The sequence below is a fragment of the Ghiorsea bivora genome, assembly GCF_000744415.1.
GTDB lineage: Bacteria > Pseudomonadota > Zetaproteobacteria > Mariprofundales > Mariprofundaceae > Ghiorsea > Ghiorsea bivora.
Window position 1 is genome coordinate 25,304 of record NZ_JQLW01000007.1, and the last position, 15,554, is coordinate 40,857.

The window sequence follows — 15,554 nt, forward strand, 5'->3', positions numbered from 1 at the left end:
TAGTTGTATTTGAGTAAATTACACAGCTTCATGCGTTTGTCTAGTTTCTAAGGTTGAACTGTGTTCTTTTGACGTTTGCGTTGCAGTAAAATCATTCGCACACGCTGTAAATTTTGTTCAACCATCTTAAATCCTGGGTAGACTTTTAAGGCTTGTTCAAATACCACTTCTGCCTTTTCAAATTGACCCATGCTCATGTATGCTGCACCCAACATGTTCAGTGCGGGCGGATTGTAGGGATAAAATGTTTGGAACGCTTCAAAATATCTGGCGCTTTGTGCATAGTTTTTTTGTTTATATGCAACTTGCCCCATGCCAAATACGGCACGGAAGTTCTCATTGTCCCAAACATAAGCTTTTTGATAAAATTGCATTTCTTGTGCTGGTTGTCGCACATGTGCCATGGCTTGACCAACATACCATTCCGACACAAGCCAACGTGTTGGCCATATGCAAAGCAAAATAATTGTCATGATACTGAAAATACTTAATACCTTAGGTTTTATTTGAAATGTGTTTTGATGTTGTGCAGGTAATAAACCCAACCAAGTACCAGCAAGCAGGGCAAAAACAAACATGCTGGCAGGATTGAAAAAGACATGATTAAACATGGCATCAAAAAGTACGGCTGAGACAGCTGCTAACCCTGTAATGTATTGTGGATTCCACTGCTGCCAAGATGATTTGAGCAAGCGAAACCAAAAATATAATAATAAGCTCATAAAAAGAAGCATGGCAGGTATACCATTTTGTGAAGCAATTTGCAGTATGACATTATGTGGGTTGGTCGTAAAAGTGCGTGCACTACTTAATGAGTCCCTAAAATCAGGGTAGCGGTTGCTATAGTTGGGGTAGACCCACGCAAAATTGCCGGTACCTTGACCTAAAACTGGGGTGTCCAGTGTCATGGCTGTTGTTGCCGCAAAAATAGATGTTCGTGCACCCAAAAGAGGGGATAGAGCTACCCACATATCAACCATAGGTGGTTGCAACACCTGAGCTGTAAGAACAATTTTCCCATCTTCGGTCGCGACTTGTCCTGCAGAGGCTGAAACACGGGCTAAGTCCCTGTAATGGTAGGGTAGTGCATTGTAAATCAATAATGATGCGATAAAAGTGCTGCCAATAAGTAAGCTTGGTAACACATAGTCTTTTTTGCATAGCAAAAGGTGCTTGTAATGTTTGATGAATATCAAAAAGATAATCATAACAGCAACAAACAACCCACCCAATGCACCACGGGAACTTGCAACCAATAGAATGGTTGCAAGTGTTGTTACTGAAAACCAGTTGAGCACACGTAAAATAACGTTGTTATGGGTTGCAAGTACCCAGATTAACATGGGCAGCAAGATGATGAGAACATCACCCGTGAAATTCACATGCCCAATCGGTGAGAATAATACATGAATATTATAATTGGGTTTACCATAGTCTAAGAAATAACTTTCCCAATAGCGGATTGAAAAAATGAATGAGCCTATGGATAAGCTCCAGACCAATCGGTTCATCCATTGCGGTTCGTGGCGTGTTGCCCATATGCTAAGCAGTAAAATGCTGATACAAAAAAACCAAAAGGCAAAGCGAATCATACCTTCTGTCATGTTCGGACCGATAAAAATACCAACAGCAAGAATCAGGGTGTATAAAAGTAGTGCCAAGCTAGGAAGCGTAGGTTTGGGAATAAGCAGTGGTGAGGGACGTTTGAACCACAACCAAGCTGCTGCAATACCCATCCAGAGAAAACAAAGGGTTAATACCGCCCATTTGGGTTCTTCATTGGGTGCAACAAAGGGGAATACCCTGATGTTAATCATCAAAGGAAAAGCAAGTAGGGGTGCAATAAGCACCAGCCAAGGTGAATGCGAAAATGATGTTTTATATTGCATATACCCTCTCGAACAGCTTATTAAGCTTGAAGTATAGTGACTTTATTGCCGCCATGCATGACCTGCAAGCGTCGTTTTATTTTAAGGTTCAGAGCTTTTTCATGTGTGATGTCAGGGCATACAATCACAGTTTTCCATGTTTCATCTTCTACAAATTGTTCGCGTATGCGTAGCCCAATATCATGCCAAAGCGATAAGGTTTTTTGCTGTTCGCCGATGCGCATGCCGTAGGGAGGGTTGAGTGGTAGTAAACCACCGTTGCTTGTTTCTGGTTTTTGTAGCTGATGGATATCCATTATGCTGGTTGTGATAAGTCCATCAAGTTGCATGCGTTTAGCATTGTTCATTGTAATATTGATGGCACTTTCATTGATATCAGAAGCAAAAATATGGGGCTGTATATCTTTTACCATCTGTTGGCATCGTTCGGCGACCTTAGAAAAATCTTTTTCTTTAAATGAGGGCCAGTGTAGACATGAGAAATCGTGGTTGAGGTTGGGTGCGCGTTGCGTGGCAATCATTGCTGCTTCAATGGCAAAGGTTCCTGAGCCACACATGGGTGTAAGCAATGTTTGCTCTGGTTGCCATTGCGCCCATTGCAAAATAGCTGCTGCAAGTGTTTCGCGAATCGGTGCTTTACCCGATTCTAAGCGGTAACCACGGCGGTCAAGGCGTTCACCCGATGTGTCTAAGCTTAATGTTCCACGGTTGTTATCAAGACGGATATGCAGTGTTTGGCTGTGTTTTTTGTTTGTGTCAGCGTTGTTTGACCCTATTTTAGGCATCAATCGGTGAATGGTTTGTTTGGCAAAGTCCGCAATTTCATCGGAATGGTTAAGACGCGAGCGGTGGGTATGAACTTCAACTTCAAGTTGACTCTGTTCATCTAAAAACAAATGCCAAGCTACTTTTTCAAGGTCATACTTTAACCCTTCTAATGTCATACTGCGAAAGGTGCGTAGGCGCATCAAAACACGTGTGATAACACGACTTCTGATGTTAATACGATGCAGTAGTTGCATGGTTCCTGTAAAGCTAATGCCGCCGTATTCAATGTTAATATTGTGTGCGGAGAGGTCTTTAAGTTCGCGTGCAGCGATGCGTTCAAGACCTGGTAATATGATTGCGAAAAAATGATGTTGTTGTGCCATGCTTCGCATCATAGCGAAGATTATTCAGTATGTCCTCGTTGGGATTGATATCTTGTTTGAAGTGTAATATTTAATGAGACGCCCCAGAGCACGATAAGCCATAAAATATATAACCAAAGCATAAAAATGGGTAGGGCTGCTAGCGCACCATATATTTTCTCATACATGGCTACCTTGGTGATATATAAGGCAAACAACCATTTGCTCAGCTCGAAGAGTGCAGCAATGAACATGGCTGAAATAAAAGCATATTTTGCGTGTACTTGGGTGTTTGGTACAAAGAAATACAATAAAAATAAGGCAAAGGATGCGGTTGCCCAAGGCATGATATAGGAAAATATTGGAACCTGATGGTGGAAGCTGCTGAGGTAGGGTAGTGATGTAAGCCAAGTGCTAATCATGATAGACATCATGATAAAGAAAGGTGCAAAAAGCCAAAGAGTGATATGCGCGGGTAGGCGAAGCAGTAGGTGGCGGGGTGTTTTTACTTGCCAAATATGGTTAAAGGCTTTTTCTATACCTAGCGATAACCATAAAACAGATAGGAAAATGATACATAGGGAAAGGTATGAAAAAGATGTGATATTTTGTGATGCCTGTGTTAAATATGTTTCAATTGATACTCGGCTTGTGGGTAATAGTTGGGTTAAAATTTGCGCTTTGGCTTGTGCAAACAAGTCTGAGAACATTTCTATTTGTAAAGAAAGGTAAACTAGGAATACTGTTAGAGGGACAATTGCCAGAAGGGTTGAGTAACTTAAGGATGCTGAAAACTGTGTGCTTTGTGTGTGTAAGAAGTGTTGATAGCTGCGTGTCAAAACCTGCAAGTAAAATAACAAGCTTTTATGCATAGTTATTAAACGCAGATGGCATATACACGAATCGCATCCCGTTTACCTTTAAAAAGAGCTTTTTCGACAAAGGCATATTCTTTTTTGACACCATCATCGGTGATGTTGTCAACAAAATTTTCTGTCATCAGAGCTTTAAATGGCTCTGCGATACCACATAAACGAGCGGCGGTATTCACTGTGTCACCAATCACAGTAAATTCGCGCCTTGTATCATCACCCATTAAACCAAACAAGACGAGACCATCATTTAAACCAAAGCCGACATGACATGGTAAATAATCAGGGTTTTTATCCAATTCTTCTAAGGCAAATAATAGTTTTTGTACACACTTAAAAGCGCGGTTACTTCGATTCTCACCAGAGAAACAAGCCAGCACACCATCACCTAAGAACTTATTAATACTACCACCAAACTCATGAATAATTTTAGTTTGTAGAGCGAGGCTGGCATTAATTGTTTGATAAACATCGCGAGGTTCATATTGCTCACTTAAAGCAGTGAAACCACGCATGTCACTGAATAAAATGGTCATTTTTTCTTCAAAGGCGAGGTCTTGCGGTAAGTTGCCAGTATGCGTTCGTAACATTTGAACCGTTTCTTTGGGTAAAAATGTTGAAAGGGAGGCAAAGGGAATGTTTTTAGCATCAGCTGTTTGCATGGTGGGTGTTCTCCAAATATCTAGTGAGCAGTCTACGCAATACTGGTAAGTAAAGTAAAGCCCTTAACGCTATCGCGGTTTTATCTGAAAACTTGATACTACGCTAAGAGACGCTACAGTGCCGCAAAGATATAATGATACACTGATGGAGAGATGTCAGAGTGGCCGAATGAGCACGCTTGGAAAGCGTGTGTACAGCAATGTACCGAGGGTTCGAATCCCTCTCTCTCCGCCATAGATTAGTGTATTGTTTTTAGATGAATGATAAACCAGTTTTCATTGCTAGCGGTAACTATTGCAGGCAATGACACCAGTTGTCATCTGGGTTGGGCCTCGCACGGATAATCTTTGTGAACCCCGTCAGGTCCGGAAGGAAGCAGCGGCAGCGAAGTATTGTCGCGTTGCGAATCAGTCCAGCTCAGGTGGCATCTTTTTTTTCACTTTTCAGAAGTGATGAAACCTTTGATTTTATAGTGTTTTAAAATTTGTTTTTGTAGAATTTTAGCTTCTCGTTTGTTGCGAACAGGGCCAACCCATATGGCATAAAAACCTGATTTAGGCATAATTTGCGCACGTTTATATGTTTTTCGCATTTTTTCATAGGTTGTTCTGGCTCGCACCACTTCTTTAAAGGCACCTACTTGCACATAAAACTTACCTTTACCGATAATAATCTTGTTGTTACTGGATATTATTGCTTTGTTGCTGTGTGAAACTTCTGTGTTTTTTGTGCGTAATATATGCTTGGGAGACTGTTGTAAACCTTTTGGCTTTTCAGTGATGGACACGCTTTGGTTAAGTGTAATGGATGAGCTGTTTTTTATGGGTTTTGAGAAAAAAATAGTCCAAACAACTGTTGCGCATACAACTATTGTTGCGATTATAGCGAGAACAATAAAGAACTTGAGCTCAGCAGCACTGGTGAGTAAGTTTTTTTTTGTGACAGGTGGCACTTAGTCTAATTTAAGCAGCTCATCGATACGTGCTGATAAATCTTGGTAGCGGAAAGGTTTGTTTAAAATGTTCAGCTCTAAATCTGGAAAACGGGCAACTAAATCATTGGCATAACCTGTGACAAACATGATACGATTGATAAAGTCTTGTTCTAATGAAATAAGACTATTGTAAATTTCATCACCTGTTAGTTTGGGCAGTCGAACATCCAAGAGGATAGCATCATACTCATTACCATGTGTGTTCAGTACAAATAATCCTTGTACAGGGTCTGTGACACGTTTGATTGTACCCGTTAAGTTTTTTTCTTCCAAGTAGCGGTTGATGAAAGCAGCAACAATGCTTTGTACGGTATCATCATCATCAATTACTAAAAATTTCAATGCTTTACTCATAGTTCCCCAATACCTCATCATCTACTTCGTAAGCAGTAGCTTAACGCATGCTGATTTATCTATCAAGGCTTAATGGGAAAACGCTATTGTTTCATGGTTGGAGAATGTTATTTAAAGTTAACATGCTTTTGGGGTTAACTTTAGCCCCAGAAAAGTGTACTCCCCAGTGTAGGTGCGGCCCCGTGGAGCGTCCAGTGCTACCCACTTTAGCAAACACATCACCTTGTTGTACGATGTCGCCTGACTTGACCAAAGCTTTGTTGAGGTGAGCATAAACTGTTGTTAGCCCATCACCATGACCAATAGCAACTAAAGTTCCATTTAAAAACATGTTGGAAACAAGTAATACTTTACCTGCCAGTGGTGCTTTGACAGGTGTGCCTAAAGGAGCGGCAATATCCAAGCCTGAGTGTGGTGAACGGGCATGACCGTTGACATAACGTTGGGCTGCAAAAGGCGTAGAAATAATACCTTCTACAGGCCAAATCATGGCTGGCCAGCTGTTGTGAATGTTTACCGGTGTTTTATATGCCTTTTTAATGGCTGCTTGATCAGCACGTATGCGTTGAATGGCTTTTTTATCAAAAGAAGACATCTTTTTTTTGACCGTGATATGCGAAATTCTAAATTCACCTTTTTGTACTTCTATTTTATCTAAAACTTGGTTAACAGAAGCCGAGTTGCCTGATGTCCATTGGATATCATAGGTTGAAGGTTTGGTGTTGAGGTGGATGCCAATCCAGGCAATATATTGCCCATTTTTTTGATAAATTGGCCAGCTCTTATTAAAAGCCTGTACGTGTAGGTTACTTCCTTGGATAGGAGCAGGGATCCGCAATACATCGCCTTGCTTGGCTTGGTAAGTTGTAGCCCAAGCTGGGGCAGTAAACATCAATAGAAGTGTGAAAATAAAAATATTCATGTTGTCCTTATGACCTTGTTGATTGTACTTGTTACAACACCATCATGGAAGTGCAGTGATATATTTTCACCGGCTTGCAGTTTTTTGGCTGCTGTGATGATGTGACCTTGCTTGTCCGTGGTGATGGCATAACCGCGTTTAAGTACATGTTTGGGGTTCATGGCAAGCAACTGTTCGTGTCGTTTTTGCCATTGTTGTCGATGTGTTTGTTCGGTGTTTTGGTATGCTAAACGTAATAAATGCTGTTGCTCTGCAAGATGTTGCCGAAGTTGAGGTGGAATGCGTTGTGCAGCCGCAAATAAACGTTGTTTAAGGTTGTAAAACTGCTGGGTTTGGTTACGCAGGGCTTGGTTGGGCTCATGCTGGTGCAGTCGTGTGTGTAGTTGGCGAATTTGATAGCGTTTTTGTTGTAAACCTTGACGGTAATAGTTGTGTAATTGATTGGTATAACGCTCTAACGTCCAGTGTTTACCGTCTTTGTAGCTGTTGATGGCTTGTCGCAATCGGTGTTGTGCGCGTTGTACTTGCGGACGCAGTGTTTCCGTGCCTGGGCAAACCAATTCTGCGGCATTGGATGGTGTTGCCGCACGAATATCGGCTGCAAGGTCGGCAAGTGTGGTATCAATTTCATGTCCAATGCCTGAAATAATGGGGATGTCGGCATCAACAACAGCTTGTACTACACGCTCATCGTTAAAACACCACAAATCTTCCATACTACCGCCACCACGCACCAACAGTATGACATCAGGTTTGTCCGCGAGGTGATGTAATCTTTGCATAGCTTGAGCAATACTTTGCGGAGCGCTTTCTCCTTGTACAATGGCAGGTGATAGGGTGATGTTTAGCCATGCAGGTCGAGTATGGAGCACTTTTTTCACATCTTCAAAGGCAGCAGCCGTTTGCGAAGTGACAATGCCTATATGTTTGGGAAATGCTGGAATGTCTTTTTTATGACTGGCGTCAAACCAACCGCGTTCTGCAAACAAAGTTTTGCGCCGTTCAAATTCTTCTGCCAAACGACCAGCACCCACCGGTGTGATGTCTGTGACAACAAGCTGATAACTTCCTCTGGGTTCATACAAGCTTAAATGCCCTGTAAATACATAGGCTTGACCTTCTTTGGGGCGGGTTTTTAAGCGGGCGGCGGCAGTGCGCCAAACCACAGCGGAAATGGCGGCATGACTGTCTTTAATGGTGAAGTATAAATGTCCTGACGAAGGTTGGGTCAATCGTGAAATTTCACCTGTGACTTCAACACGAGAAAAACCTTGCTCCAAGACTTGTTTGATGCGTGCTGTAAGCTCGGTAACTGTGAATATTTGACTCATGTTTAAGCTCACTCAGCGGTGATGCTGGTTTTTTGTAGCAGTTTAGGAATATACCAAAACTCACTGTTATGTCCAATGCCAGCAGGGGCAACCTCTATACCTTGAATACGTTTGTGGATGGCAGGTAATGAATAACCTGCATATAAGAACACAACAGGCACATCGTTATGAATTTCTTGCTGCATGATGTCATACCATTGTTTTTGTTGATCCAAATCAAAGGTTAATCTTGCTTGCTCCAAAGCTTCATCGACTTTGGGGTTGCTGTAGCTTAAAAAGTTAAATTGACGTTCTCCCGTTTGGCTGGAGTGCCAGATATTGAACTGGTCAGGGTCTGGAGAGAGCGACCAACCAAGAATGACCGCATCAAAATCGCGTTTATTGATAAAGTTTTCAATAAATGCTGACCATTCCACCAAACGAATGTTTACCTGAATACCAATGCTTTTTAGGCGTTGTTGGATAATGGTTGCCGTGTCTGCGCGTTTTTTGTTGCCATTGTTGGTAAGAATGGTGAACGACAAAGGCTTGCCATTTTTGCTGACATAATCTTGGCCTTCTTTTTTTGTCCAGCCTGCTTCTGTGAGCAAGGTTTGTGCGTGCTGCAATGAAAATGGGCGTGGTTTAATGCTTTGATTGACCCAGCGTGTACCTGGTTTGTAGGGCGTTGCCAATACTTCACCCAAACCAAGCAATACACCATCTACCAATTCTTGGCGGTCAATGGCATAGGCTAAAGCTTGGCGCACGCGAACATCGTCAAATGGTTTTCGGGTGAGATTGAAACCAAGGTATGTATAAGAAAAACCAAGGTATTTATAACGGTTGTATTCATGTTTTAGGCGTTGGTTGTTATCAAATAGCCTTGTGTATTGGGTAGGCGTTAAGTTTGCCATATCAATCTTACCTGCGCTTAACTCCAAGAATTGGGTGGCAGGGTCGGGGATAATGCGAGTGATACGTTCATCAATCCATACATCACCAGCAAAATAGTTAGGGTTGGCAGTCATGGTAATACTTTGTTGGGTTTGCCAATCTTTAAGAAAGTAGGGGCCAATACTGGCTTTGGGGTGGCGCGATAAATCGGTGTCCATAATGTTTACATCTTTAAATACATGTTTGGGCAAAATGGCCAATGAAGCCCAAGTGGCAAGTGCGGGGGAAAATATTTCTTTGTAACGGACTTCAAATGTACGTTGATCGATGGCTTTGGCAGATATTACTTTCATATAGTCTGATTTGTACGGGCTTTGTGTTTTATCATCTTGAATCAGTTGAAGTGTGAAGACCAAATCATCACTGGTGAGCGGTTCACCATCACTCCATTTGAGATTGGGCTTAAGCTTGAAAATAATACTGAGCTTATCTTCTGAAATTTCCCATGATTCCGCAAGCTGACCAACAAGATTAAGATTTTTATCGTATTTAAGCAGCGGCAAATACAACTGACCTGCAATGTCATGGCTGGAGGCATCACTGGCTATCATAGGAATAAGATTAGTCGCATCGCCAATGCTAGCATCAATAAGGCGGCCACCATGTGCAGGCTGATAACTTGTTGGTTCAGCCTCAGTCGGTGTAGTTTGTGAAGTATTTGTTGTTTTTTCGTTGCTACACGCTGTGAAAGCAAACAAAACAACAATGATAATTAACTTGGTCGATATCGAGCGACAATCCATAATCTATCTCCAGGGCGTAACAATTGGTTGGCAGACATTTGGTTGATGCGGGTGATAGCACGGGTGGATGTGCCAAACTTTTTGGCAATGGTCCATAGCGAGTCACCACTGCGAACCTTGTAACGAATACGTCTACCTTTGGCGAGCAGCGGGTTGGCTTTGCTTGATGATGCAAAAATATTTCCAGATGCAGGCACTGTCATTGATTTACCTATAGACAGTACACCTTTAAGTTTAGGGTTGAGCTGTTGAAGCTGTTTGATGCTGGTGTGGTATCTTTTGGCTAGCTTCCACAACGAGTCTCCTGACTTAATTTTAATGGTAATATATTTGGGTTTGAAGATATTAGGGTTGTTGAGCAGTGCCTGCTCAAGGCGAACAGCATTTTCTTTGGGCAGGTGAACCACAACATCGTGGTGGATATAATGCTGATAATCAAAAGCGGGGTTTAAACGAAAGATTTCATATTTGGCTAAGCCCGAAACTTTTTCCATTTGATTTAAGTCAATGGGGGCAGGAATATGTATGTCTTGGGTTGCTAAGGCTTCTGAAAATTGTAGCTCCCCGTCTTGTTCTAAGGCAATCATGCCCAAGATTTGTTTTACATAATGTTTGGTTTCTCCAGGGAAAGGCAAGGCATCTAGCCCCATAGCTGGTGACCATGGCTTTTTGTTTAGCCTGCGTTGTACGCCCCAAGGCCCTAAATTATAAGCGCAAATCGCAAGTGGCCAGCTGTTAAATCGCTCATAAAGCGATAAAAGGTAGGTGGCGGCGGCTTTTGTACTGGATTCAATATGCCTACGCCCATCAAGTCCGTTTTTATCACGTGCGCCCAATTCTTTTGCTGTTTTAGGCATAAGTTGCCACAAACCAAAAGCACCTGCAGGAGATAAAGCATAGGGGTTATAACCGGATTCAGCTACAGGAATATATAAAAGCTCGCGAGGCGCATGGAGTTCATCTAATACTTGAATTACACGAAAGCGTACGCGGTGAGCGCGTTCATCAATATGTTGCCAAATAGGTGATAGTGTACGTTTGGCTTCGGCTTTAACTTGTTCGATGTCTGCAGGAGAAAGATCTTGCAAAAAAATAGAGGGTGCTGGTATGACGACAGTTTTCTTTTCTTGAGTTTGAGGGGGGGATGTATGCTTTTCAGGCACGGTCACCTTGGTTTCTTGGACTGGTGGTGGCGTTGTTGCATGCGGTAGATTCTTTGTGGCGCAACCAACAAGTGCGAAGAAACAGACGCTAAACGTTGCTAGAGCCAGCTTTGGCGTAGAATTGAAATAAGTTAAAAGATGCACGGGGCGCAACCTATCTATTTTTGCTTTGAGTGGAAGAGGTGGGATTCCCTTGATATTCTAGCCATGCCTTATTATCGTATACCCCGATCTAATGAGGATACCTATGGGAGGGTTTATGCTTCTTAAGCAGCAGCGGCAATTAATTGCCACTGGTCTTGTTACACAAGAGCAAATATCCGAAGCAATGAAGGGGAACAAAGGGCAAAAAGCTGGTCTTTTGCTTGGTCTTTTAGATATTCCTGATATTGACGGGGATAAACTTTTGATGGCATTGGCGAAGGTTTATAAAGTGCCATTTATTGACCCTATGCAGGTTGAAGTTGAGCCTTTGCTGCTAGAGAAGTGTCCTGAAGAATTGTGTGAAGAGTTTTGCTTTGTACCGATTGCATTAAATGCAGGTGAGATGGTGATTGCAACTGCAGATCCCATGGATTATGCAGGTATAGATGTCTTGCAATTTAAGCTGGGACAACGTGTGCGGCCTGTTTTCTCAAGTCCTACGCTTATTCAAAAGAAAATTCGCGAATTATATGGATCTTTTGATGATGTTATGGGGGATATGGATGATACCCAAGCTTTTGCCTCTATTGAGGAAGATGATACGGAAGCTGATAGTGCACCTTCAGACCTAGATGCGCTAAAAAAAGGTGCGGAAGGTTCTCCAATTATCAAATTGGTGAATGGTATTATTGTTAAAGCGATGCAAATTGGTAGTTCGGATATTCATATTGAAGCTGCAGATGGAAAAAGTTTGGTGAGAATGCGGGTAGATGGTCGTTTGCGCTCTGTGATGAGTTTTCCGCATAAAGCACATCCTATGTTGGTTTCACGCATTAAAATTATGTCCAAGTTGGATATATCGAATACACGAACGCCACAAGATGGCCGTACTCGTGTGAAATTTATGAGTAAAAGTTTTGATATGCGTATTTCGACATTACCTTCGATGCATGGTGAGAAAATCGTTATGCGTATCCTTGATAAATCAGGCTTATCATTATCTTTGGATGTGTTGGCGTTTGAGAAAAAGGCTGATGAGCGTATTCGAGACGCGATTACAAGGCCTACAGGGGCGGTGCTGGTCACAGGGCCCACGGGTTCGGGTAAAACAACTACGCTTTATTCATTTTTGCACCATATTAATGATGAAGAAACAAATATTGTTACTGTAGAAGATCCTGTTGAATTTCAAATCAAAGGTTTGAATCAAGTGCAAGTTAATGCCAAATCAGGTATGACTTTTGCTGCGGCATTGCGTTCTATTCTTCGCCAAGACCCTGATGTGGTGATGGTGGGTGAGATTCGAGATGAGGAAACAGCCCATATTGCTTTACATGCTGCGCAAACAGGGCATTTGGTGATGTCTACTTTACATACCAATGATGCGCCTTCTACGGTGAGTCGTTTGGTGGAAATGGGGGCAGACCCCGTTGCATTATCATCATGTTTAAACATTATTGTTGCCCAACGTTTGGCACGGCGTTTATGTCCTAGTTGTAAGAAAAAGACGACACCTACGTCTGAAATGATTGCCAAGTATGATATGCCTGAAGATTTAGAGATTTATGAACCCGTGGGTTGTAATAAGTGTTTGAATATTGGTTATAAGGGTCGTTGTGGTGTGCATGAGACACTTTATGTTAACGATAGGGTGCGGAAAGCCATTGCGAACGGTGTATCCGACCAAGAGTTGATGCAAGTCTGTCGTGAAGAAGGTATGTATGCCTTGTTTGAAGATGGTATGAATAAGGTGTTACAAGGTGTAACCAGTGTAGCAGAAGTGACACGGCTATCGATAGCTCCTGAGGATTTTAGTTTTCAAGATAGAATTGACAGTGATGGAAACCTTATGTCTTTGGGGCAAGCTAATGAGGCGAGAGATCAAGGGCAGCTTGCACCAAAAGAAGATACCAAACGCAATACAATATTATTAATTGATGATTCTAAAAGTATTCGTAGCCTAGTTGGTTTTATCTTAAAGTCAGAAGGTTTTGATATTGCTGAAGCTGAAGATGGGAGGAAAGGGTTAGATTTGCTTAAACAAGCGCTACCGCAAGTTGCTTTGGCAATTGTGGACTATGATATGCCCAATATGACAGGCCCTGAGTTTGTCCAAGAAGTGCGTAGACAAAGTAAGTATGATGATATTCCAGTTGTGATGTTAACATCGCGGCATGATGAAGATGATGAAGTATTGGGTCTAGATTCTGGGGCAGATGATTATATTATCAAACCTGTGGAGCCAATGAAGTTGCAAGCACGTGTCCGAAAAATTTTACAAATGTATGAAAGGGTGAGACAAGCCCAACAGAGGCAGGTATAATGGCAGAGCTAAATTTAGATAAGCTTCAAGCAGCTAAGGATGCCACTGTAGGTGAACATTCTGAATTGGTTGAATATATGCGGGTTGTTTTGAATGGCGAGATGTTCTTATTGCCTGTGGCTAGCGTGTTAAGTGTTATCAGACCACTTTCACTTACCCCAGTGCCTATGGCGCCCGATCATTTGTTGGGTGTAACCAATGCGAGAGGGCAAATTTTCTGCATTGTTGACCCTGGTAAAACATTACGTCTGTCACACAAGTTGCAAGCTGAAACAAGTGCTAGCCGATTCTTGTTGTTACGTCATGCCCGGGTACATTTGGGTATCTGGGTTGAAGAGGTCTTGGATTTGTTGCGTATTTTACCAACTGATATTGAGAAAACGAAGGAAAAAACGTATATTCAGGGTACTTTGCAGACAAAATATGGACCATTGCCTATTCTGCGCGTTGAAGCCTTGTTTGAATAAGGTTACTGTTTCCAACCGTTAAAAAAGTAGTAAGTGTGGATGAAGTTTGAAAATTGAAATGGAGTACGAAATATGAGTGATGTTACGCAAGTTCAGGCAGAAGAGATTGTTGAAGGTACTGAACAAGAGGAAAACCAAACATCAGAAACCCAAACCTCAGAAAAAGCCAAGGTTAATATTCGAACGCTAGCACGTCGCAATATGATTTGGTCAGTTTTGTTTTTTGCTGTGCTTGGTGCAACCGTGTTGTTTACATCCTTTCAGGCTTCCAAAAACATGGAATCTTTAGCGGTAATTTACGGGCAGCAGGTTCAAATTGAAAAATTTAGAGCTACCTTACCCAATGTTCTTTTACCATTGAATGATTATATTATGACACAAAATGAAGGTGATGTACAAAAGGTTAAACGAGCCAATGCAGCCTTCCAAAACTTATATAAAAAAGTATCTGCGTTTTCAGGTTTATCAACAGCAGATAAAAAAGAACTTAAAAGTGTGAAAGACTTAATGACAGAAGTGGGAAGCTTAGCAAATGATATTATTTCAGGTGCTATTCCTTTTGATCAGGCTGGTAGTATTGCAATTGTTGCGCAAAGTTTGGTATTTGTAGGACAAGATAAAGTGAATACGATTGCAACCCATGTTAGCCAAGTGCTGAGTCAAGAAGTGGTTGCTAAAGAAACACAAATGTCATGGCTAACTTGGATTAATATTGCGGTCATTCTCGCTATTTTGTTATTATTGGTTTACTTAAGCCGATTGTTTACCTCAAATATCACCAATCATATTAGTAGTGCGGCGCAAAATGTTGCTTTCTCATCTGAGGATATTTTGATGTCTGTTGATAGGCAAGCTACAGCATCTAATACCCAAGCAGATATCGTGGTTAATGTAACGGATGAATTGAGTAAAATGTCTGGTGCATCAACAAAAATTGCCCAAACAGCCACCAGTGTTGAACGTATAGCTTCGGCGACATCTCATGCTGCAGAAGAAGGTGTGAAAGCGGTGAATGAAGCCATTGGTTACATGGATAAAATTCGTGAGGAAGTAACCTTAATTGCAGAAAAAGTAACGGATGCGGGGCAAAAAGCAGAGCAGATTCTTGAATCTGTTGATTCGATTCAAGAGATTGCTGATGAAACACATCTGTTGGCGTTAAATGCTTCAATTGAGTCTGCTGCGGCTGGTGAATTTGGTAAGCGTTTTGCTGTGGTTGCTAGTGAAGTTCGTCGCTTATCTGAGCGCGCCCGTGAATTTACAGAAGAAATTCAAATCGTGGTGAATGATGTACATCAATCAACCAGTGCATCGATTGAAGTAACTCAAGAAGGTTTAGAAGAGGTTGCTAAGGGTGTGGAAATTGCACGCCGTGCAGGTGTTGCACTTGAGCGTATGCAGGATATGTCAGTGAAAACAAGTAAAGCGGTACATACGATTGCACTTGCAACCAAACAGCAAAGTGAAAGCAGTCAGGAGTTTGTGGATACCATGAAAGATATTTCAACATTATTGCAAGATTCAGCTGCACAGATGCAAAAATCACGTGATTCGGCAGGGCAACTTAACGTTGTTGCCGATGAACTAAAGAAATTTGTTTAAGTGCGTCTTTCAATTATAAAC

At 41.9% G+C, this 15,554-nt stretch carries 13 protein-coding genes, 1 tRNA gene and 1 other RNA gene; 5 read left to right on the forward strand and 10 right to left on the reverse strand.

The window, feature by feature from the left end:
* Positions 1-47: 47 nt before the first annotated feature.
* Genes DM09_RS04525 through DM09_RS04540 form a run of 4 tightly spaced genes read right to left on the reverse strand, consistent with a single transcriptional unit; the run spans position 48 to position 4,553 of the window.
* Positions 48-1,889, reverse strand: coding sequence for an O-antigen ligase family protein (locus DM09_RS04525; protein ID WP_038248000.1), 1,842 nt, complete (start codon positions 1,887-1,889; stop codon positions 48-50).
* A 20-nt stretch (positions 1,890-1,909) separates the two neighbouring features.
* Complete coding sequence (locus tag DM09_RS04530) at positions 1,910-3,040, reverse strand: THUMP domain-containing class I SAM-dependent RNA methyltransferase (RefSeq protein ID WP_051938146.1); 1,131 nt, start codon at positions 3,038-3,040, stop codon at positions 1,910-1,912.
* Between the two features lie 20 nt (positions 3,041-3,060).
* Positions 3,061-3,891 (reverse strand): YihY family inner membrane protein, encoded by an 831-nt coding sequence (locus DM09_RS04535; RefSeq protein ID WP_081881092.1) that lies wholly within the window; start codon positions 3,889-3,891, stop codon positions 3,061-3,063.
* A 5-nt stretch (positions 3,892-3,896) separates the two neighbouring features.
* The gene (locus DM09_RS04540; RefSeq protein WP_051938147.1) at positions 3,897-4,553 is read right to left on the reverse strand and encodes an adenylate/guanylate cyclase domain-containing protein; all 657 of its coding nucleotides are present in this window, start codon (positions 4,551-4,553) and stop codon (positions 3,897-3,899) included.
* Between the two features lie 147 nt (positions 4,554-4,700).
* Between DM09_RS04540 and DM09_RS04545 the strand changes: the two genes are divergently transcribed.
* Positions 4,701-4,788: transfer RNA gene (locus DM09_RS04545), tRNA-Ser, on the forward strand.
* A gap of 89 nt (positions 4,789-4,877) precedes the next feature.
* Positions 4,878-4,975, forward strand: an RNA gene (ffs, locus tag DM09_RS11335) — signal recognition particle sRNA small type.
* 15 nt (positions 4,976-4,990) lie between these two features.
* Here ffs and DM09_RS11780 read toward each other — a convergent pair.
* The 6 genes from DM09_RS11780 to DM09_RS04575 all read right to left on the reverse strand — a co-directional run bounded on the left by DM09_RS11780 (position 4,991) and on the right by DM09_RS04575 (position 10,997).
* Positions 4,991-5,506 (reverse strand): SPOR domain-containing protein, encoded by a 516-nt coding sequence (locus DM09_RS11780; RefSeq protein ID WP_081881093.1) that lies wholly within the window; start codon positions 5,504-5,506, stop codon positions 4,991-4,993.
* Positions 5,507-5,902 (reverse strand): response regulator, encoded by a 396-nt coding sequence (locus tag DM09_RS04555; RefSeq protein WP_038248009.1) that lies wholly within the window; start codon positions 5,900-5,902, stop codon positions 5,507-5,509.
* 91 nt (positions 5,903-5,993) lie between these two features.
* Positions 5,994-6,824, reverse strand: a complete 831-nt coding sequence (locus DM09_RS04560; protein WP_038248011.1) for a M23 family metallopeptidase — start codon at positions 6,822-6,824, stop codon at positions 5,994-5,996.
* Positions 6,821-8,155, reverse strand: a complete 1,335-nt coding sequence (gene xseA, locus DM09_RS11055; RefSeq protein ID WP_051938149.1) for an exodeoxyribonuclease VII large subunit — start codon at positions 8,153-8,155, stop codon at positions 6,821-6,823. Before xseA ends, DM09_RS04560 begins: the two co-directional genes overlap by 4 nt.
* Positions 8,156-8,163: 8 nt before the next feature.
* A complete protein-coding gene (locus DM09_RS04570) occupies positions 8,164-9,834 on the reverse strand; it encodes a peptide-binding protein (protein ID WP_038248013.1) in 1,671 nt (556 codons plus the stop codon).
* Entirely contained in the window at positions 9,804-10,997 is a 1,194-nt protein-coding gene (locus tag DM09_RS04575) for a lytic transglycosylase domain-containing protein (protein ID WP_051938151.1), read from the reverse strand. Before DM09_RS04575 ends, DM09_RS04570 begins: the two co-directional genes overlap by 31 nt.
* 259 nt (positions 10,998-11,256) lie before the next feature.
* Here DM09_RS04575 and DM09_RS04580 point away from each other — a divergent pair, with 259 nt between their 5' ends.
* From DM09_RS04580 to DM09_RS04590, 3 genes are all read left to right on the forward strand, one after another.
* Positions 11,257-13,464, forward strand: a complete 2,208-nt coding sequence (locus tag DM09_RS04580) for an ATPase, T2SS/T4P/T4SS family (RefSeq protein WP_038248014.1) — start codon at positions 11,257-11,259, stop codon at positions 13,462-13,464.
* Positions 13,464-13,931 (forward strand): chemotaxis protein CheW, encoded by a 468-nt coding sequence (locus DM09_RS11060; protein WP_051938153.1) that lies wholly within the window; start codon positions 13,464-13,466, stop codon positions 13,929-13,931. The genes DM09_RS04580 and DM09_RS11060 overlap by 1 nt, the downstream gene beginning before the upstream one ends.
* 72 nt (positions 13,932-14,003) lie before the next feature.
* Entirely contained in the window at positions 14,004-15,533 is a 1,530-nt protein-coding gene (locus DM09_RS04590) for a methyl-accepting chemotaxis protein (protein ID WP_081881095.1), read from the forward strand.
* Positions 15,534-15,554: the final 21 nt, after the last annotated feature.